We start from the raw sequence: 18,597 nt of genomic DNA, 5'->3' as shown, positions 1-18,597 counted from the left end.
CGGATGTAGCGGAACGCTGTGGTGGTGCCGATTCCGAACCCGGCGGCGAGGTCGGGGTAGGTCTCGCCCTTGCGCAGGTGCGCGAGGGCGAGCAGGGCGTGGCGGCTGACCGGGAGTCGCCGCCAGCGGGTACCGCGCTGGTTGCGGCTGCGCTGCAGGGCGTTGGTCAGGGTGATCAGCGCGCGGCTGGACACCGACAGCGCGGACGGGTAGGAAAGCACCGGAGCTCCTGGTGGACAACGAGTTGATCTAGGCAATCACTCGTCTACCAGGGGCTCTTCTACTTTCCGGGCCCGCCACGCCGGGCACGACCAACCGCATGATCACCAGGTTGGAAAGGGTTCACTGGCTCGGCTCCGGACGCCGGAGCCTCACACCGCGCGAAGAGCGAACGACTCTGATGGTCGAAGCCACGATGTCTGGTGCGGCTGCGGTGCACATCCGTCGGCACTGATCACCTTGCCGAAAGTTCTGAATAAGTTCAGACTGGTGGTGTGACCACCGAGGTGCAGTGGAGCGAGCTGCAGCGCGATCCGAAGAGCGTGGCGGCGTTGGCGGACCAGGGGGACGTGCGTGTGCGGCGTCGGGATGGGGCGCCGCTGTTGCTGGTTCGTGAGGACGCAGTGGTGTCGGCGTCGGACGGGGCGGTGAGCGCGGCGCGGGCGCTGCGCAACGCGCTCGCGCACTTGCCCGACGAGGCGGCAGCGGACGTCCTGATCGAGGAGTTCCCGTGGGCGGATCTCCTGCCCGCTGCTGAGCGGGCCGAGTTCGTCACCGACTTCTTGCGGGCGGTGGGTGCGTCTGCGGAACTCGGTCGATGGTCGGTGCTGGCGCAGGTCCTTGTCGAGTGGAAGGCAACTGCGGCCGTCTACGCGGACCCGGCGCTGGTAGGTGAGCTGTCGAGGCCGTTGGAGGATGATCTCGGTCCGGTCCCGGCGCCGAGCGAGTCCTGAGCAGTGGCGGCGAAGCGCGGCGATCGGGTTGCGCCGCCGGCGCGCCCGGACGGGTGGGAAGCACGATTCGCCACGTCGGAGGCGGCGAAGGGGTGGGAGGTGCTGTGCCGGGTGGCCCAGGCGAACACCTGGGAGGCGTGGGTCGTGCTTACTGAGCGGCCGGTGCGGCCGGAGAACCCGTCACGTCAGCACCGCTTGCGCGGCCGGCTGGGCGAGCGACAGGTCGGTGGTCGGGTGCTGGCGCAGTGGCAGTATGAGGTCACTTCGGGAGGCCGGATCTGGTACTGCCCTGACGAGCAGCGGCGGGTCGTGTGGGTGGTCGCGGCGAGTCCATCACACCCGAAGGCCACCGAGTAGAAGATCGAACCGGCCAGAAGCGGCGTGGAGTCGATCGTGGTGCGAAACTGCGGCGAACCACGTGTTCGGGGAGTCCCAGGGCGACCGACAGAAGAAGCGTTGTTGCAGGTAGAGGCGTCGAAACGTCGCCCACGATCCCCAAGCGGTCGCAGGCTTGATACCTGCCGCGCCCACTCTCAGACGTACCTTCTGTCCTCAGGGATGAAATCAGGCTGCGTCGCCGCCTCAGGCAGTCTGCTGCATGCGATGCAGCCACGCTCGGCCGGTACGACCAACGGCGTGCTCGGAGGACCGGCAACCGTTCTCTTCCGATCTCGTGCTCGTCTCATGAGTCGAGCACCGCGGTGACGAGCGCCGTGGTCCGGGCAGCGTGCTCGGGACGGATTCTCAGGTGGTGGATCCGTGCGACGCTGTTGGCGAGAGCGACGGCGGCGCGCACCTTGAGGTGGGCGGTCGGGGGGTCGTCGGTCGTGCAGGTGGCGGGAAGCAGCGCGGCCCATTCGGCGAGGTAGTCGTTCTGGGCACGTCGGAGCACCTGCTGGCGGTCCGCCGGCAGGTGGACGGTCTCGGAGATGAGGATGCCGACGAGGTCCGGGTTCGCCAGAGCGAAGGTGGTGTAGTCCTGCGCCAGGCGGGTGAGTGCGTCGCGGGCGTCCCGGGCGTCGGACAGCGCGGTGTGCAGGCCGAGCCAGAGCGCCTCGTTGCCCCGGTTCAGTGCGGCGTCGAGGACCTCGTTCTTGCTGGTGAAGTGGTTGTAGACGCTCGGTCCGGCGATTCCGGTGGCCGCGCCGATGTCGTCGAGGGACACCGACGGGTATCCGCGCCGGGCGAACAGGTGCACGGCGGCGCCGAGCAGTGCCTCCCGGCGCGAGGCCGGTGTGAGGCCGGGGCCGCCGCCCGACGGCCGGTCGTCGCCTGCGGCGGGCAGCGGCGCCGTCAGGACCGCGCGCGCGGCGCGGACGAGGACCGGCAGGCCGTGGTCGGCGGTAACGCGGCCGCGGTGGTGTGACGGGCTGTCCAGCACCGACAGCGCGGCCCAGGCCCGCAGGTCCGCGTCCTCGCAGCCGGGTGGGTGGACACGGGCGGCGAGCCCGCGCAGCCGGTGCCGCAGCTCGCGGCGCTGCTCGTCGGGCAGATGCCCCGCTTCGCGTTCCCACAGCACGCCGAACTCGCGGTGCTCGAACGTGTAAGCGGCGAGATCGGTGACGACATCGCCGCCGGGGCCCGCGGTGAGCGCCTCCAGCGCGCTGAGGTGCTGGTCGAGCACGGCGAGCAGGAGCTCCTGCTTGCCGCGGAAGTGTCGGTAGAGCGCGCTCGCGCCGATCCCGACGTCGGCGGCGATCCCGGCCATGGACACCTGGTGGTATCCGTCGGTCCAGAACCGCGTGCCCGCCGCGGTGAGGATGTGCTGCTTGCGGTCACGTGGTCGACGGCGGACGGCCGGTCGAGTGTCGATCGTCATCTCGCGGAGATCTTCTCCTCCGCCGCGGCGGATGTCGACCGCACCGCGAACCGGGGCAGGCGCTGCTCCAGGAACGCCCCGACGCCCTCGGCGCAGTCGGCCCCGCGGGCCAGATCCGCGATCGCCGTGCTTTCGGCCGTGCGGGCCTGCTCCGGGCTCGTTGCGCCGGCCAGCAGGGACCGGGTCACGGCGACCGCGGCCGGCGAGGTGCGCTGTGCGACGCCCGCTGCCCAGGACTGTGCGGCATCCAGGACCTCGCCGCGGGGGAGCAGGCGCGAGACCAGGCCGGCGGCGAGCGCTTCCCGGGCGTCGACCAGCCGCCCGGACAGCAGCCAGTCCGCCGCGACGCCGGGCCCGACGAGCCAGGGGAGCAGGTAGGTGGAGCCCCCCTCGGGGCAGACTCCGAGCCGGGTGAACGGGAACGCGAAGCGTGCGTCGTCGGCGGCGAACCGGACGTCCGCGGCGAGCGGGATCGTCGCGCCGCCGCCGACCGCGTCGCCGTTGATCGCCGCGACCACCGGGACCGGCAGCGCGGCGAGCGCGGCGGTGACCCGCCCGGCCGGCTCGCGGTAGCCGTCCGGGGTCCGGCCAAGGTGGTCGTGGTCGATCAGATCGCGGATCGCTGTCGGACCCGCGGCGAGGTCCGCGCCTGCGGAGAATGCGTCCGCGGCGCCGGTGAGGACGATCGCGCGGACGGTCTTGTCGCGCCTGCACCGCCCCAGTGCGTCGACGAGCTCGTCGGCCAGCGCCGTGGTGAGCGCGTTGCGGGGCGGCCGGTCCAGCGTCAGCGTGGCGACGCCGCCTGCGGTCTCGCGACGGATGCCCGCCATCAGAGCACCTGCCTTTCGGCGTCGGCCCAGTACCGCCGTCGCAGCTCGCGCTTGAGGATCTTCCCCGCGCCGGAGACCGGCAGCGCGTCGGCCAGTTCGACGCTGCGCGGTGCCTTGTACCCGGCGATCAGCGACTTGACGTGCTCCCGGAGCTCCTCGGCACCCGGGGTGTGCCCCGGCGCGGCGACGACGACGGCGTGCACCCGCTCGCCCCACTCGTCGTCGGGAACGCCGATGACAGCGCACGAGGCGACGCCCGAGTGGGTGGCCAACGCGTTCTCGACCTCGGCGGAGTACACGTTCTCACCGCCGGTGACGATCATGTCCTTGATCCGGTCGACGACGAAGACGTAGCCCTGGTCGTCCATGTAGCCGCCGTCGCCGGTGTGCATCCAGCCCCCGCGCAGCGTCGTCGCGGTCTCCTCGGGAAGGCCCCAGTAGCCCCGCATGACGTTCCCGCCGCGGCAGACGATCTCGCCGACGGTGCCGCGGGGGACCTCGCGGTCCTCGGGGTCGACGATCCGGATCTCGGAGTTCTGGGCCGCGCGGCCCGCGGCGCGCAGCAGGTCGGTGCGGCGGTGGTCGTCCGGGCTCAGCAGCGCGGCCAGCGGGGAGAGCTCGGTCATGCCGTAGGCCTGGGTGAACGATGCGTTCGGGAGCGTCTTCATGGCTCGCTCCAGTGTGGACTGGGCGATCGGGGAGGCGCCGTAGACGACGGACCGCAGGCTGGTGAGGTCGTGTTCGCCGACGGTGGGGTGGTCGATCAGGAGTTGGATCATCGTCGGTACGAGCAGGGTGTCGGTCACCTGGTGCCGGGTGATCGCGGCCAGGATCGCGGCGGGCTCGAACGCCGGGACGATGACGTGGGTGCCGCCCGCGGCAGTGGCGGCACTCCAGGCGGCCAGATCGGCCAGGTGGAACATCGGCGCCGCGTGCAGGTAGCGGCAGCCGGGGCCGAACAGGTAGCCGGTCGCGTTGAACCCGAACGCCGAGGTCATCAGGTTCGTGTGGGACAGCATCACGCCCTTCGGGTTCCCCGTGGTGCCGCCGGTGTAGAACAGCCCGGCCAGCTCGTCGCCGCCACGACGCGCGTCCTCGACCGGCTCCGCCCCGGCGATCAGTTCCTCGAACGACAGCGCACCGTCCGGCGCGGGTCCGTTGCCCGCGTGGATCACGACGTCCAGGTGCGGCCGCAGCGACGGCAATATCGGGGCGAACGTGTCGTCGACGATCAGGACCCGGGTTCCGGAGTCCTTCAGCGAGTAGACGATCTCAGCCGGACTCCACCGGACGTTGATCGGGTTGAGCACGGCATCCGCCCACGGCACCGCGAGCAGGAACTCGTGAAACCGGTCCGAGTTCAGCGACAGCATCGCCACCCGATCACCGGAGGCGACGCCGAGCCCGCGCAGGGCGCCGGCCAGGCGTGCCACCCGCTCAGCCGTCTCGGTGAACGTCCGGGTCCGCTCTCCGCACACGGTCGCGACGGCGTCGGGCTGCTGCTGCACGGCCCGGTGCAGTCCCTGGGTCAGGTACACGACGCTCTCCTCGTTGTGAATCGCCGCAAGTCGATGTGACCCGAGGATGGCGCTTGGGCCTTGCCGCAGTCAAGCCACGTCAGCTACAAAAGTGAACAGCGACTAGCTTAGGAGGCGCCTGATGGGGCAGCGAGTGGCGGTGGCGGGGGTCGGCATGGTGCCGTTCGCGACGCCGAGCAGGAGCGAGACCTACGACGTGCTGGCCGAGCGTGCGGTGCGCGCGGCGCTCGCCGACGCCGGGATCGGGTTGGACCGGGTCCAGCAGGCTTACGCCGGCTATGTGTACGGCGACTCGACGAGCGGGCAGAACGCGCTCTACCGGGTCGGGATGACCGGCGTCCCGGTGGTGAACGTGAACAACAACTGCTCGACCGGGTCGTCGGCGCTGTTCCTGGCGCGGCAGGCCGTGGCCTCCGGTGCGGCGGAGTGCGTGCTCGCATTCGGTTTCGAGCAGATGCGGCGCGGCGCGCTCGGATCCGGCTGGGACGACCGCCCCAGCCCGTTCGACCGCTTCGACGACGTGCTGGCCGACGCGGACCCCGCGGTTCCGATGGCGCCGCGTTACTTCGGCGCCGCCGGCCAGGCGTACTGCGAGACCCACGGCATGGACCCGGCCGTGTTCGCGCAGGTCGCGGTCAAGGCCCGGCGACACGCCGCGAACAACCCGTACGCGGTGTTCACCGACCAGGTCACCGTCGACGAGGTGCTGGCGTCGCCGCACATCTCCGGGCCGCTGACCCGGCTGCAGTGCTGCCCGCCCACCTGCGGGGCGGCCGCGGCCGTCGTCGTCAGCGAGGAGTTCGCCCGACGCAACGGGCTGCGCGCCGACGTCGTGATCGCTGCGCAGGCGATGGCCACGGACACACCGTCGAGCTTCGGAGGGGACCCGATGCGGCTCGTCGGCTACGACATGAGCCGGGCCGCCGCGCAGCAGGCCTACGAGCAGGCGGGTGTCTCGCCGGAGGACGTTCGGGTCGTCGAGCTGCACGACTGCTTCACCACCAACGAGCTGCTCTCCTACGAGGCGCTCGGGCTCACCCCGGAGGGCACGGCGGAGAAGTTCGTCGCCGACGGCGACAACACCTACGGCGGCCGGGTCGTGACGAACCCGTCCGGCGGCCTGCTGTCCAAGGGGCACCCGCTCGGCGCGACCGGGCTGGCGCAGTGCGCCGAGCTCGTGTGGCAGTTGCGCGGCCAGGCCGGCGCACGGCAGGTCGACGGCGTGACGGTCGCGCTGCAGCACAACATCGGCCTCGGCGGCGCGGCCGTCGTCGCCGTCTACGAGAAGGTGGGCTGAGCCGTGCCGATCGACCCCGACCGGGCGCTCGCATGGGCGATCGAGCCGGTCACGACACAGGTCGAGCGCGGACGGCTCGCGTTCTTCGCGACGGCCACAGGCCAGACGGACCCGGTGTACTCCGACCTCGACGCGGCGAAGGCCGCCGGGCACCCGGATCTGCCGGTGCCGCCGACGTTCTTCTTCTCGCTCGAGCTCGCGGCCCCCGACCCGTTCGGCTACCTCACCGCGCTCGGTGTCGACCTGCGCCGCGTCCTGCACGGCGAGCAGGCGTTCACCTACCACGCACCGGTGCACGCCGGGGACACCGTGACGCTCACGCCCCGGATCGTCGGCTGCTTCACCAAGAAGGGCGGCACGCTGGAGTTCCTGGTCAAGCGCACCGACGTCACCCGCGACGGGCAGCCGGTCGCCGAGGCGGTCACCACGATCGTCGTGCAGAACCCGGAGGCAGCCCGATGACCGCACGGACGACCTCATCCCTGCAGGTCGGCGACGAGCTCGAACCGCTGGCCGTCGACCCGATCTCGCGCACCACGCTGGCCCTGTTCGCCGGCGCGTCCGGCGACCACAACCCGATCCACATCGACCTCGATGTCGCCCGCAGCGCAGGCCGCGACGACGTGTTCGCCCACGGCATGCTCTCCGCCGCCTACCTCGCCCGGCTGCTCACCGACCGGTTCGGCCAGCACCGCGTCCGCTCCTACCGGGTCCGCTTCGCCGCGATCACACCCGTGCACGGGCGACCGACCTGCCGTGGGCGCGTCACCGCCGTCGACGACGGCCTGGCCACCGTCGAGCTCTCCGTCGTGCTCGACGACGGCACCACCACCCTCACCGGCGACGCCACCGTCGCCATCGGAGAGTCCGGAAAGGACGCATGAACGTGGGAGCACTGGATGGCAAGGTCGCGATCGTCACCGGGTCCGGACGGGGGATCGGCGCCGAGATCGCCCGTAAGCTCGCCACGGACGGCGCCGCCGTCGTCGTGAACGATCTCGACGACGGCCCGGCCAAGGAGACAGTGGCCGCGATCGAGGCGGCGGGCGGGCGTGCCGTCGCCTGCCGGGGCAGCGTGACCGATGATCGTTTCGCCGAGCGGTTCGTCGGCACCGCCGTCGACGAGTTCGGCGGGCTGGACATCGTGGTCAACAACGCCGGCTACACGTGGGACTCGGTCGTGCAGAAGATGACCGACGAGCAGTGGGACGCCATCCTCGACGTGCACCTCACTGCCCCGTTCCGCATCCTGCGCGCGGCTCAGCCGGTCATCTCCGGGATGGCCAAGCAGGCGAAGGCGGCGGGCGAGCCGGTGCCGTGCCGCAAGGTCGTCAACATCTCCTCGCTGGCCGGGCTCGGCGGCAACGTCGGGCAGGCGAACTACGCGGCGGCCAAGGCCGGGATCACCGGACTCACCAAGGCGCTGGCGAAGGAGTGGGGCCGCTACAACGTCACGCTCAACACCGTCGCGTTCGGACTGATCCGGACCCGGCTCACCGAGACCCCGGCCGGCGGGGACGGCACGATCGACGTCGACGGCCGCGAGATTGCGGTCGGGGTCAACCCCGACCTGCTCGCCGCCATGGAGCACTCCATCCCGCTCGGGCGGGCCGGTACCCCGGTCGAGGCCGCCGGCGCCGTGTACCTGCTCTGCCGCCCCGAGTCCGACTACGTCAGCGCCCAGACCCTGGTCTGCTCCGGCGGACTGGCGATCTGATGACCCCGTCCCCCAGCGCGGAGGTGAGGACCATGCCCGACTCCGAGGTGACCGGGGTGATCTCCGGTGACCGTCACGTCACGCACGACGAGCTGGCCGACCGGGTCGCGCGGGCGTCGACCGTCCTGGACGGGTACGGCGTCGGTGCCGGCACGAATGTCGCGATCATGCTGCGCAACGACATCGCGTTCCTGGAGGCCACCTACGCCGTCCAGGCGCTCGGCGCGGTCCCGGTGCCGGTCAACTGGCACTACCGCGGAGACGAGGTCGCCTACATCCTGGCCGACTGCGCCGCCGCGGTGCTCGTCGTGCACGCCGACCTGCTCGACCAGATCTCCGGCGCCGTCCCGGAGACCACTGCCGTCCTCGTCGTCGACACCCCGCCGGAGATCGCGAAAGCCACCGGGACGGACCCGGTCCCGGCGCCCGTGGCCCGGTCCTGGAACACCGCCGTCGCCGCCGTCGAGCCGTGGACCGGTGAGCCCCGCCCGTCGGCCGCGAGCACGGTGTACACGTCCGGGACCACCGGACGGCCCAAAGGCGTCCGCCGGCTCGCCCCGCTGAACCCGGCCGACCCCGTCGTGGGCGCGGGCCTGGCGCTGATGGGGATCGCCTCGGCGATGCGGACGGTCGTGTGTGGACCGATGTACCACACCGCGCCGAACGTATTCGGCATCGTCGCGGGCCGCACCGGCGGCCTGGTCGTCATGCAGCCGCGCTTCGACGCCGGCGAACTCCTCGCGCTCGTCGAGCGCTACCGGATCACCTCGTTGCACCTGGTCCCGACGATGATGGTGCGACTCCTCGCGCTCCCCGACGAGGTGCGCGTACGGCACGACCTGTCGAGCCTGCGCTCGATCACCCACGCCGCCGCGCCGTGCCCGCCCGAGATCAAACGCGCGTTCATCGAGTGGCTCGGGCCGATCGTCAACGAGTACTACGGCGGCACCGAGACCGGGATCGTCGTCGGCTGCACCAGCGAGGAGTGGCTGGCCCACCCCGGCACCGTCGGCAAGGCCATGCCGGGCTGCTCGGTCGGCGTGCTCGGCGACGACGGCTCGTGGCTGCCGGCGGGCGAGATCGGCGAGGTCCACCTCTGGAACCCGGGCTTCGGCGACTTCACCTACCACGGGCGCGCCGAGGACCGCCGCGCCGTCGAGCACGACGGCCTGGTCACCATCGGCGACATCGGCCACCTCGACGACGACGGTTTCCTCCACCTCTGTGACCGGCGCACCGACATGATCAACGTCGGTTGGGGTGAACGTCTACCCGGCCGAGATCGAGGCCGCCCTGATCACCCACCCCGCCGTGCGGGACTGCGCCGTCATCGGCCTGCCCGACCCGGAGTACGGGCAGACCGTCGTCGCGGTCGTCGAGCCCGCCGACGGGACCGCAGGCTCCGACGACGACGCGGCCGCGATCCGTGACCACCTGCGCGAACGCATCGCCGGCTTCAAGGTGCCACGCCGGATCGTCCTCGACACCGATATGCCACGCGAGGACTCCGGGAAGGTGTTCAAGACCCGGCTCCGCGCTCGTCTCGGGAGCTGAGCGTCTCGCACGCTCTTCACGCCCGAGCGGTCGCAGGTTCGAACCCTGCCGTGCCCACACCTCTTGTCCCCAGGCGTCAGTGCTCGACCCGACCGGGCCACCGTGCTCCCTCGGTTGCCGGACAGCAGCTGGCGGCTTCGTCCGCCAGAGTCGGGCACGGTCACTGCCTGTTGCAGCCGTCAGCGTTCCGTAACCGGCAGGCGGTCGAATCGTTGAATCGGCACGGCTACCAAGGAGGGCGTCGTGTCAGGACCGAGATGGGATGCGGACGAGGGCATCTGGGTACTCGGCGACGAACCGCCTCCGGCGCCACGACGTGGTCGGCGCCGGACGGCCGAGGTGACCGATCGAACAGACGGTGTTGTCGGGTCCCCGGCCGGGCATCTCTCGCCCGAGGATCTCGCTGCCGGCATCCTCTTTCCTGCGGGCCGGGAGCACGCGGCCGGACCGGTCGTGGCCCGTGGTCGTCGACCTGACCCCTCGGCCGGCGCGCCGCCGCCGTCGGGCACGGTCACCGGCCGTCACGGTGCTGACGGGTCGGGAGTCGGGCGGATCGAGCGCGGGCAACGGCGTGGGCATCGCCGCGCATCGGAGACACCCGAACCGGACGTGACCCCGCCCGGCCTGGGACCGAGGAGACGGCGCTCGGCGGACACCGCTCCGCCCGGTCACGACCGCACCGGCCGTGCCCCCCACGGCGGGCGCCGTCGAGCCGGCGGTGACGGCGAACTCGCTCGACCCGCCTCCGACGGCTCCGCCCGCGGGCGGCACGACGTCGACGACCGGTATCCGCTCGACGGCGGCGACCACCCGGCCACCCGGGGTGGCAGGGCGCTCGAGCCCGAACGCCGCGACGCCCGGGGCCGGCCGGCCGGTCGGCCCCGCCCGGACGACCCGTCGCACGACCGCGGGTACCCCGACCACGAGTGTCCCGGATACCCGTCTGCCGGATCCGGGCCGGACGACCTCGGGCACGTCACCGGCGACTCCGGGTGCGGCCCGGACGATGAGATGACCCAGGTCATCGTGCACGGCGGTGGGCCGGTGCACGACCGGGCGGCGGGCTCCGGTCTTCCTGACGACCTCGCCGAGGTTCGACCGGCCCGTGGCGTCCGCCGCCGGCGCGGCCGGACCGGGCGGGACGACGTCCGTCCGGCCCGCCGGCGGCGATGGCCGTGGATGGTCGGCGCCGCCGCGGCCATCGCCGCCGCCGTATCGATCGGACTCGGCGTCCTCGACAGCTCGGACGACGAGCTCGAGGCCTCGCGAACCGAACAGACGGTCGCGTTCGGGACCCCGACCGGCAGCAGCCCGCCCGGCACTGCCCCGCCCGGCACTGCCCCGGCCGTCGACGAGCCGGCCGCCGGCGCCGGTGCGCAACCCGCGGCGGCCCAGGTCACCTACGAGGTGACCGGGGCCGGGTCGGCGGGCACGATCACCGTCGGCCGGGGGACGTCGATCACCCAGGTCTCCGGGGCGGAGCTGCCCTGGCAGCAGACCTCGCCGGCGGCCGTCGAGCCCACCGAGTACTCGGTCAGCGCCGCCGGTGGGTCGGGCGAGATCTCCTGCCGGATCGACGTCGACGGTGTTGTCCTGTCGGAGGAGTCGGCGGACGGCGACTACTCCGCGGTTTCCTGCAGCGGTCGCCGCTGACGATGGCAGCCGCCGCCCATGGCTGTGCCGCACGGCGCAGCAGGCCGGTCTCGTCGAACGTGGTCGCGGTCGGCTCCCGGCGGATCCGCACGGTGTCCTCCGGGACTCGGTCGGTGCCGGCGATCCGTTCCGCGCCGTCGACGGCTCGCAGCTCGCGATGAGCGCGGGCAAGTGCGCGGACGGTGTCGACCTGACCGGCGACGGGGCCGAACACGCCGGTCTCGGTGCGCAGGACGTCGTGGACGCTCGCGGCGAGCATCATCGTGGTCAGGGGAGTGCGACCCTCCGGGGCCGGCTCGTTCCGGCCGGGTCCTCGGCGAGTCGGCGCAGTGTGCGGACGGTGATCGCGGCGATGCCCGGCGTCCGTCGCCGCGGGCCAGGGCGCGCCGGGCGGCGACGCCGACGCGCTCGGACGGACGGACGAGAACGGTGACCGGGCGCAGCGGATCATCGACCTCGGGCCTGCCGGATGGCGGCGGCCGCGAGGTGTAGGCGTCTGCACCGAACGACGGCGTGCGGCCTCCATGCGCAGGGGACCCTGGAGAGGGTCGCCCGGGAGGTCAGGGCATGGTCGAACCTGAGCAGCCTCGGCAGTCAGACGATGGCCGACGTCGACCTGGATCGTCTCGCCGAGGCGTGTCGGCGTACGGAATCGCGTCCCTCTCCGTCCTCGGGTCCGCCGCACGTGGAGACGCGTCGCCGTCCAGTGGCGTCGATCTTCTCTACGAACTGCGACCGGGTGCTCGGCTCGGCTGGGAGATCGAGCATCTCACTGCCGAGCTGACGGCGATTTTCGGTCACCCGGTGGATCTGGCGGCGCGGCGCGCGTTGCATCCCGGGCTGCGTGACAGCGTGTTGGACGAGGCCAGGCCGGTCCATGCGGCGTGATGCCCCTGCTGGTGCACGAGATGATCGCCCCGGCGGAGCAGGCACAGCTGCTGGTGGCCGGGCTGTCGGTCGCCGCCATCGAGGCGGACCGCAGAGCGCCTGTGGGCGCATCGAGCGAGTCGGGCACGGCGACGGGCCGGACCCGACCGGGGAGTCGTGCGGCTGTGCCCCGTGAAGCCGATCGCGGTGCGAAGCCCCCCGCGAGTTGCGAGCTGGCTCCGTCACGACCGCTGCCGGATCCGTAAGCTCGTGGCGCGGACCGGACCGGAGAGGAGTGATGGGCGTGGTGGCGTCGGCGGGGGTCTCGAGCCCGGTGCTCGCCATGACACCGACGCAGGTCGACCTGCTCGTGTCGCTCCTGACGGACCCGCTGTTCCTCGCGGTCGCGGGCGGGCTGTTGCTCGTGCTGGCGGTAGTCGTCGCGTTCGCGGTCCGTCGGCTGTGGCGCGGTCTGCGACGGTTCGCCGGGAACAACCAGCACCTGATCAACCGTGCGCGTACCGAGCTGCAGACCCGCACGCTGCCCGAGGGGCCCGCGCGCCGTACCGCCGAGCTGCGCAGCAGTCTCTCCGCCGCCGTCGCCGAGACGGACCGGGTGGTCGCCGCCACGGACCACGCCCTCGTGTCGGCCACGCTCGCGGAGCAGCACCACGAGCTCGGCAGGCTCGCCGCCTCGCTCGACGGCCACCTGCTCGCCCTGCAGCGTGAGCCCGACACCGCTCGTGCGACGGCGGCGCTGCCCGAGGCCGAGCGGTGGACGGACCAGCTCTGCGAGGTCGCGGCGGAGATCAGGGAACACGTGCGCGCGAGCATGACAGCGGTCACCGGCCAGGACGTCCAGGCGCTGGGTGAGTCCACTTCGGACGGTGCTGCGGCCCTGCGCGCCGGCATCGAGTTCCTGCAGGCGCAGGTGCGCAGCCGACCCGACCGGTGAGATGGAGCCCTTCTCGACCAAGGTGACCTCCGGTGGAGGGGGCGACTCGCCCGGCACCGGCCCGGTACGCGACTCAGCGATCCACGTCGTACCTGATCGTGTCGATCAAGTCCGACGGCTCGTCCATGAGCGCCCAGAACCGGTCCCGGATCGCCACCGTGATCGGGCCCGGCTCGCCGTCGCCGACAGCGGCGCCGTCGAGCGAGGTGATCGGGGTGACTCCGCCCGCCGTCGTGACGGCCATCAACTCGTCGGCGTCGTAGAGCTCCCGGCTCGTGACGTCGCGCAACTCGGCCGAGATCCCTCGCGCGTGGGCGATCTCGAAGACGGTCTTGCGGGTGATCCCGGGTAGCGCGTTCCGGGACGGGGACGCCAGCGCGCCGTCCTTGACCACGACGACGTTGAACCCTGGTCCCTCGGCAACACATCCGTCGGCGTCCAGCAGGATGCCGGTGCGGGCACCGCGGTCCTTGGCCTCGAAGCTCGCGGCGGTCAGGTCCCCCCACTGATAGTTCTTGATCGTCGGATCGATGGTGTTGCGCCCGGCGCGTTGCACGTGGCGGGGTACGACCGCGGAGGTCCCGAAGATCTGTTCGTACGGAGGGAACGCCCACAGGTACGGGATCGCGTAGACGTAGATCTGCGAGGTGAGCTTGCTCAGATCCTTCTCGCCCTTCCGCTTGCCGTAGCCGCGGGTGAGCGTGATGTTCACATAGGCCTCGCGCAATTGGGACAGACCGACACAGCGTTTCGCGATCTCGGCGATCTCGGTCTCGTCGTACGGCGAGGCGAGCCGCAGCTTCCGGGCTCCGTCGAGGAGGCGTTCGATGTGGTCGGCCAGCCGGAAGATGTTGCCGTGCCAGACGTGGGCGACGGTGTAGGTCAGGTCGGAGTGGCCGAAGCCGGTGTCGAAGATGGAGATCCGGGCCTCCGACGCCGGGACGTACTCGCCTTCGATCCACGCCGCGCCTCCGGCGTAGGGGCTGGAGGTGTCGAGCTCGTAGTCGCTGTACTGGATCACGGAGCCGGGCGGCGTGTCCTCACGGATCGCCCCGGGCTCGACCGCGACGAGGTTGCTGGTCGAGAAGTCGGTTCCGGAATCGGCGAGGGTCATGGTGCGGATGTCCTTTCCATGGAGATGGGTATCTGGCTCAGGGGGTGTGTCTGCCGGAGTAGCCGGCGCCGGCTTCGCCCGTGCGCAGCCGCGCACGCAGCCCGGTGGCCCACCAGAGCGCGCAGGCGACGACGACGCCCAGGAACACCCAGCCGTTGCCGGCGAACTCGGGGAGCACGACCAGCGCCCCGGCCACGGTGAGGAACACCGCGAGGGCGAGGAGGTAGAGCGGGAGCCGGAGCCGGCCGAGATCGAACGTCCCCGGTTCGGCGGCCGGGATCGTGCCCTTGCGTACGCCGATGAGCAGCCCGACGGTCTGCAGGGTGTACACGGCGAAGAAGGCCAGCGAGGCGATGCCGATGATGTAGGTGAACGCCTCCTCGTTCACCAGCGCCGACAACAGCATCAGCGTGGAGAGCGAGGCGAGGCCGACGACCGCGGCGGTCGGGGTCAGCGTGCGGGGCGATACCCGCCGCCACGTCGCGGAGAACGGCAACATGTTGTCCCGGGACATCGAGTAGACCAGCCGGGTGGCGACGAGCATGTTGGCGAGCAGGCAGGCCAGGATGTTGGTGAGGGCGATCGCCACCACGATCTTGGTGGCGACCGGACCCAGCTGCTGGTCGATGATCGTCTCGATCGGGGCGGAGCTGTTGGCCAGGACAGCGGCCTCGTCGCGGATGGCGAGGACGTAGACGCTGTACATCAGCAGCTCGACGACGATCGAGGCCCCGAGTGCGTACATCATGGCGCGCGGCACCACGTGGCGGCTGCGCTTGGTCTCCTCCGCGACGTCCGCGCTGGACTCGACCCCGATGAGCCCGAAGAACGGGCCGAGCGCCGCGGCGAGCCATGCCAGCGCGTAGCTCGCCTGCTCGCCCGAACCACCCGGTGTGAACAGGACCGACAGCGGCTGGTGCCGGTCCGGGGCCGAGAACGCGACGACGGCCACCACCAGCGTCCCGAGCACGGTCAGGACCAGCTCGAGCGCGACCCCGGTGTTGTTGACCATCGTCGCGAACCGGACGCCGTAGATGTTGATCAAGGCGCAGAGGGCGACGATCCCGATCGCGATCAGGATCTGCGTCGTCTGGGTCGGGGCGAGTCCGAACAGGCCGGCCAGGTAGCCCGCGAAGATGTACCCGACACAGGTCATGCCGCAGATCCACCCGACGACCGCGATCGATCCGGTGAACCAGCCCAGGTCCGGACCGTTGATCCGGCTCGTCCACTGGTAGGAGTAGCCCGCGAGAGGGATCTTCGCGGCCAGGTCGGCGGCGATCATCGTCCAGACCGCGAACACGGCACCGGCTATCAGCAGGGTCCAGACGAACGGGCCGCCGGCGCTGGTGAATCCGGCGCCGAATCCGGTGAACACGGCCGTGGTCGCACTGATCGTGGCGAAGCCGATGGCGAAGGACGCGAGCGGGCCGATCGAACGGTCCAGGCGCTGCGTGTAGCCGAAGTCGGCCAGGCGGGCGTCCTCGTCGTCTGCAGTCGCCCCTCCGACGGGCCCGGCGACCTCGGAACGCGTTTCGTGCTCGGTCACGGCTGCTCCAGCCTGGCATCAGGCGGTCCGTCGTGGACCGCGTGGTTGCGTCGGGAGCCAGGAAAGCGCAGCGGGGGCCAGGGGAGAAGTTCTGAAACTGGATCAGCTGATAGCGAAAGGTTATCGACCGAGCTGTTGGTCCTCACGCTGCCGCCGCACGTGGCGCAGGAAGAGCTCGCCCTCGGGGGTGAGGCTCTCGGGGACCCAGGCGAGCGCGGCTCGGCTCGGCGGGCGGTCGACGATCGGTACGTAGACGACACCGGGCCGCTGGTAGAGGCGCGCGCTCGAGGCCGTCGTGAAGCTGATCCCCAGACCGCGCGCCACACACGTGATCTCGGCTTCGTACGTGGTGGCCACGGCTGCCACGGTCGGCGGGACCCCGGCGCGTACGTCCGTTGCCAACCAGTGGTCCCGCCATCCCCCGGCGCTCTCGGGCGCGGCGATGATCGGGTCGTCGAGCAGCTCGCCGATCCGCACCTCGACGCGGTCAGCGAGCGGGTGGTCGCGCGAGAGGCACGCCACCCATGTCTCGCTGTCCACGACGAGTGACCGGAGGCGGGGGACGTCGACGGGCGGCCTGATCAGCGCGATGGAGGCCGTCCCATCGGCGAGGCCCGCGGTCGGGTCGGAGAAGTCGTACTCCTCGGGCTCGACCGCGATGTCGGGGTGAGCCAGTTCGAAGCTGCGCACCATGTCGAACACCAGGTCGGCCCCGGTACCGATGAGGTAACCGAGCCGGAACCGGCCCCACCGCCCGCCGGAGAGAATCGAGAGGTGGTCGACAGCGCCGTCGACGAGAGCAACGGCGTTCCGCACCTCGGGTAGCCAGCTCGCCCCGACATCGGTGAGGTGGACCTCCCGGGTGGAGCGCTCGAAGAGGGCGACGCCGAACTGGCTCTCCAGTTGCTTGATCGCGTTGGACAACGCGGGCTGGGAGATGAACAGCCGGGCGGCCGCCCGGTGGTAGTTCAGCTCCTCCGTCAGGACGATGAAGTAGCGGAGTTGCCTCAGCGTCACGTCAGCAGCAGAAATGTCGTCCCCGTCCCGGCCTGCTCGCGACCTGCCCGTCCCTGCCGATGGGCGGACCTTAGCCTCGATCCGCAGAACCGCGTTGGTAGTGATCTTGGCCCGTGAGGTGATCATGGCGACCTGGCTCGAGGCGTGCGGGAGTCGCTGGTCTGTCCAGCTCTTCCACGGTTGTGTGCTCTCGGGCCGGGTGCCGGCGGGGTGGGTCAGGCTGTGGCCGGCGGGCTGTGGCCGATGGTGTGGTCCCAGAGCCGTTGCCATGCCGGCGCCCAGGGCCAGCGGCTGGGTAGGTGCAGCACGGGTGCGCGGGCGGGTCGTGCCAGTCGGGCGGGGACGCCGATCAGCTGTCGGCGCAGGGTCGCGCCGCGGGCGCGTGCGTGGGCGGGGCCGGCGAGGGTGCCGGCGGCGTGGAGCAGGTTGTGCGCGATCGCGGCGCACAGGGCCCAGGCGGAGTTGGCGCCGAAGTGGCCGGACGGGAGGTGGGCCAAGGGGCCGTCGATCAGGTCGGCGAACACGGTCTCGATGATCGCGTGCCGGCGGTGGACGATGTCGGCGTCCACGGTGGACAGGCCCGTGTTAGTGAAGAACGGGTGGTAGCGCCAGGCCGGGAACAGCGCATCGGGGTAGCGGGCGTCTTTGACCCGGCGCACCACCAGCCGTGCGCTGAACTGGTCATGGGTGTGGGCGAACGCGGTGTAGGGCACCTCGGCGACCTCGGCGTCGGAGATCCACGCTCCGGTGTCGGGGTCCTGGACCGCACCCGGGTAGCGCACCGGGGTCCAGGCCGTGTCCGGGATGGAGGCGATGGCGCGTTGGACGGCCCGGTTCCTGGTCACTACCAGGGAGAACTCGGCTTTGCCGCGCCGGCACGCGCGGACCACTGCGCGATTGCCGTAGGCGGAGTCGCCGCGCACGAGGATCTTCCCCGTCGCGCCGGCAGTGCGGGCGGTGGCGATCGCTTGGGCGACCATGCGCCCGGCTCCCTTGCCCGAGCCGGTCTTGCCCGCGCGCAGCCGCATCCCCGCGATCACCGGTGCGGACTGCTCGGTGCTGATCGTGGTGGCCAACGGCGAGAGGCCCTTGCGCAGCACCTGCTTGCCGGCGATCTTGGTGTGTCCGTAGGAGGCGCCCTGCTTGGCGTGCCCGTACACCGGGCGCAGCAGCGAGTCGATGTCGATGAACGCCTGCTTGTCAACCCCGGCCAGCACCCCGGTGCGTGCGGCCAGGGCGCACAGGTGCTCGCGCAGTACCGACTCCAGCTGGCGGGCGTGTCCGAAGCTGAACTCCCGCAACAGCGTGCCCAGGGTGGAGGGCGCGTACACGTCGTCGAACACGATCGGCATCCCGCCCGCGCGCAGCATGTCCAGATCATCGATGCTGTCCGCGCCGGCGCACATCCTGGCGATCACGGTGAGCAGTTTCGGTGCCGGGTTCGCCGAGCCCGACTTGACCCGCGGCGTCTTGATCGACACCTTCCCGGCGATGATCTCTGCCAGGCCGGTCTGCTCGGCCAGCCCGAGCAGCGGCACCAGGCCCGCGTCCGACACGAGATTATCCTCGTCGAAGCGCGCCGAGTCGGCGGTGAACCTGTGACAGACTCGCACTGAAAGTGCCTCTCTCGAGCCGGGTTGATCGGTGCGTCGCAACACCCATCATCCCAGCTCAGGAGGCACTTTCCTTCTTCACGCGCCGCATTACGACGAGGTTCATCTGCGGATCGAGGCT

The 18,597-nt window shown here is 71.4% G+C and carries 18 protein-coding genes; 10 read left to right on the top strand and 8 right to left on the bottom strand.

Annotation, left to right across the window (positions count from 1 at the left end):
• A partial coding sequence (locus BM093_RS31615; protein WP_143105637.1) for a transposase family protein occupies positions 1-221 on the bottom strand: 221 nt, incomplete at its 3' end.
• A gap of 273 nt (positions 222-494) precedes the next feature.
• Between BM093_RS31615 and BM093_RS31610 the strand changes: the two genes are divergently transcribed.
• The gene (locus BM093_RS31610) at positions 495-953 is read left to right on the top strand and encodes a hypothetical protein (protein WP_093355884.1); all 459 of its coding nucleotides are present in this window, start codon (positions 495-497) and stop codon (positions 951-953) included.
• A 682-nt stretch (positions 954-1,635) separates the two neighbouring features.
• Here the strand turns inward: BM093_RS31610 and BM093_RS31600 are convergent.
• From BM093_RS31600 to BM093_RS31590, 3 genes are read right to left on the bottom strand one after another with little or no spacing between them, the layout of a single operon-like run.
• Positions 1,636-2,772 carry a TetR/AcrR family transcriptional regulator gene (locus BM093_RS31600; protein WP_093355878.1) on the bottom strand — a complete coding sequence of 379 codons (1,137 nt, stop codon included), beginning with the start codon at positions 2,770-2,772 and terminating at the stop codon, positions 1,636-1,638.
• Positions 2,769-3,602, bottom strand: coding sequence for an enoyl-CoA hydratase-related protein (locus tag BM093_RS31595; protein WP_093355874.1), 834 nt, complete (start codon positions 3,600-3,602; stop codon positions 2,769-2,771). Before BM093_RS31595 ends, BM093_RS31600 begins: the two co-directional genes overlap by 4 nt.
• The gene (locus tag BM093_RS31590) at positions 3,602-5,140 is read right to left on the bottom strand and encodes an acyl-CoA synthetase (protein ID WP_093355869.1); all 1,539 of its coding nucleotides are present in this window, start codon (positions 5,138-5,140) and stop codon (positions 3,602-3,604) included. Before BM093_RS31590 ends, BM093_RS31595 begins: the two co-directional genes overlap by 1 nt.
• A 121-nt stretch (positions 5,141-5,261) precedes the next feature.
• Between BM093_RS31590 and BM093_RS31585 the strand changes: the two genes are divergently transcribed.
• The 9 genes from BM093_RS31585 to BM093_RS31550 all read left to right on the top strand — a co-directional run bounded on the left by BM093_RS31585 (position 5,262) and on the right by BM093_RS31550 (position 13,183).
• Positions 5,262-6,437: a lipid-transfer protein gene (locus BM093_RS31585; protein WP_093355863.1), complete on the top strand. Its 1,176-nt coding sequence runs from the start codon at positions 5,262-5,264 to the stop codon at positions 6,435-6,437.
• A gap of 3 nt (positions 6,438-6,440) precedes the next feature.
• Positions 6,441-6,899, top strand: a complete 459-nt coding sequence (locus tag BM093_RS31580; RefSeq protein ID WP_093355860.1) for a MaoC family dehydratase N-terminal domain-containing protein — start codon at positions 6,441-6,443, stop codon at positions 6,897-6,899.
• On the top strand, positions 6,896-7,321 hold the full coding sequence (locus BM093_RS31575; protein WP_093355857.1) for a MaoC/PaaZ C-terminal domain-containing protein: 426 nt from the start codon (positions 6,896-6,898) through the stop codon (positions 7,319-7,321). The genes BM093_RS31580 and BM093_RS31575 overlap by 4 nt, the downstream gene beginning before the upstream one ends.
• Positions 7,322-7,323: 2 nt before the next feature.
• A complete protein-coding gene (locus BM093_RS31570) occupies positions 7,324-8,154 on the top strand; it encodes an SDR family NAD(P)-dependent oxidoreductase (RefSeq protein ID WP_093355853.1) in 831 nt (276 codons plus the stop codon).
• Between the two features lie 32 nt (positions 8,155-8,186).
• On the top strand, positions 8,187-9,584 hold the full coding sequence (locus tag BM093_RS31565) for an AMP-binding protein (protein WP_218163020.1): 1,398 nt from the start codon (positions 8,187-8,189) through the stop codon (positions 9,582-9,584).
• Entirely contained in the window at positions 9,466-9,708 is a 243-nt protein-coding gene (locus tag BM093_RS36845; protein WP_218163019.1) for an AMP-binding enzyme, read from the top strand. Before BM093_RS31565 ends, BM093_RS36845 begins: the two co-directional genes overlap by 119 nt.
• A gap of 1,011 nt (positions 9,709-10,719) precedes the next feature.
• Positions 10,720-11,361, top strand: a complete 642-nt coding sequence (locus BM093_RS35535; RefSeq protein ID WP_143105636.1) for an MmpS family transport accessory protein — start codon at positions 10,720-10,722, stop codon at positions 11,359-11,361.
• 636 nt (positions 11,362-11,997) lie between these two features.
• Complete coding sequence (locus BM093_RS31555) at positions 11,998-12,249, top strand: nucleotidyltransferase family protein (protein WP_218163018.1); 252 nt, start codon at positions 11,998-12,000, stop codon at positions 12,247-12,249.
• A gap of 283 nt (positions 12,250-12,532) precedes the next feature.
• On the top strand, positions 12,533-13,183 hold the full coding sequence (locus BM093_RS31550) for a hypothetical protein (protein ID WP_143105635.1): 651 nt from the start codon (positions 12,533-12,535) through the stop codon (positions 13,181-13,183).
• Between the two features lie 73 nt (positions 13,184-13,256).
• Here BM093_RS31550 and BM093_RS31545 read toward each other — a convergent pair whose 3' ends face one another.
• From BM093_RS31545 to BM093_RS31530, 4 genes are all read right to left on the bottom strand, one after another.
• On the bottom strand, positions 13,257-14,297 hold the full coding sequence (locus BM093_RS31545) for an aminotransferase class IV (protein ID WP_093355841.1): 1,041 nt from the start codon (positions 14,295-14,297) through the stop codon (positions 13,257-13,259).
• A 37-nt stretch (positions 14,298-14,334) separates the two neighbouring features.
• On the bottom strand, positions 14,335-15,846 hold the full coding sequence (locus tag BM093_RS31540; RefSeq protein WP_093355836.1) for an APC family permease: 1,512 nt from the start codon (positions 15,844-15,846) through the stop codon (positions 14,335-14,337).
• A 120-nt stretch (positions 15,847-15,966) separates the two neighbouring features.
• A complete protein-coding gene (locus BM093_RS31535; protein WP_245773933.1) occupies positions 15,967-16,863 on the bottom strand; it encodes a LysR family transcriptional regulator in 897 nt (298 codons plus the stop codon).
• A 215-nt stretch (positions 16,864-17,078) separates the two neighbouring features.
• A complete protein-coding gene (locus BM093_RS31530) occupies positions 17,079-18,476 on the bottom strand; it encodes an IS1380 family transposase (RefSeq protein ID WP_093343151.1) in 1,398 nt (465 codons plus the stop codon).
• Positions 18,477-18,597: the final 121 nt, after the last annotated feature.

This window comes from Pseudonocardia ammonioxydans (genome assembly GCF_900115005.1).
Lineage (GTDB): Bacteria > Actinomycetota > Actinomycetes > Mycobacteriales > Pseudonocardiaceae > Pseudonocardia > Pseudonocardia ammonioxydans.
Note: the sequence above shows the minus strand (reverse complement) of the source record. Positions and strands in the feature narration are given on the sequence as shown.

What these genes read in the sequence shown, in the direction of transcription:
- BM093_RS31600 (WP_093355878.1), bottom strand. Translation starts at nt 2,772, where the DNA reads ATGACGATCGACACTCGACCGGCCGTCCGCCGTCGACCACGTGACCGC.
- BM093_RS31595 (WP_093355874.1), bottom strand. Translation starts at nt 3,602, where the DNA reads ATGGCGGGCATCCGTCGCGAGACCGCAGGCGGCGTCGCCACGCTGACG.
- BM093_RS31585 (WP_093355863.1), top strand. Translation starts at nt 5,262, where the DNA reads ATGGGGCAGCGAGTGGCGGTGGCGGGGGTCGGCATGGTGCCGTTCGCG.
- BM093_RS31575 (WP_093355857.1), top strand. Translation starts at nt 6,896, where the DNA reads ATGACCGCACGGACGACCTCATCCCTGCAGGTCGGCGACGAGCTCGAA.
- BM093_RS31565 (WP_218163020.1), top strand. Translation starts at nt 8,187, where the DNA reads ATGCCCGACTCCGAGGTGACCGGGGTGATCTCCGGTGACCGTCACGTC.
- BM093_RS35535 (WP_143105636.1), top strand. Translation starts at nt 10,720, where the DNA reads ATGACCCAGGTCATCGTGCACGGCGGTGGGCCGGTGCACGACCGGGCG.
- BM093_RS31545 (WP_093355841.1), bottom strand. Translation starts at nt 14,297, where the DNA reads ATGACCCTCGCCGATTCCGGAACCGACTTCTCGACCAGCAACCTCGTC.